This window comes from Streptomyces boluensis, from assembly GCF_009908195.1.
In the GTDB taxonomy this organism is placed as follows: Bacteria; Actinomycetota; Actinomycetes; order Streptomycetales; family Streptomycetaceae; genus Streptomyces; species Streptomyces boluensis.
This window is the reverse complement of sequence record NZ_JAAAHS010000789.1, coordinates 1-411: the sequence shown is the minus strand read 5'-3', so window position 1 is coordinate 411 and position 411 is coordinate 1. Positions and strand designations below refer to the sequence as shown.

The window sequence follows — 411 nt, the reverse complement described above, 5'->3', positions numbered from 1 at the left end:
CGGCTTTGGGGCTGCGCCCCTTGCCCCCTATCGCGCTGCGCGCTCGTCCTCAAACTCCCCCAGCTACCGCTGGGAGGTGCCCCCAGGACGGGCTGAATTGCGTACCCTCAACGCCCGTTCCAGGTCGTCCAGTTGGTCCACCAGCTTGCGGCGCAGTGACGGGGACGGGGTGGACTCGGTGAGGCAGGTGTGGCCGAGGGTGAGTGTGGGTGGGGCTACGGCCACTCCGGGGAACGCCCAGCGGCCCGCCGCGTCGCCGATGGCGGGGCCGCGTCGGGCGGCGACGGCGAGGGCGGCCTCGTAGTAGCGGGGGATGTAGTCGCGTACGAGGTCGAGTTGTTCGGGTTGCCAGAAGCCCTGGGCGGTGGCGGTGAACAGGTAGTTGGAGAGGGTGTCGTCCTCGAACATGGC

General features: G+C 70.1%; 1 pseudogene. It reads right to left on the bottom strand.

Annotation, left to right across the window (positions count from 1 at the left end):
* Nucleotides 1-63: 63 nt before the first annotated feature.
* Nucleotides 64-411: pseudogene (locus tag GUY60_RS38105) on the bottom strand (aminopeptidase N); the annotation flags it as partial.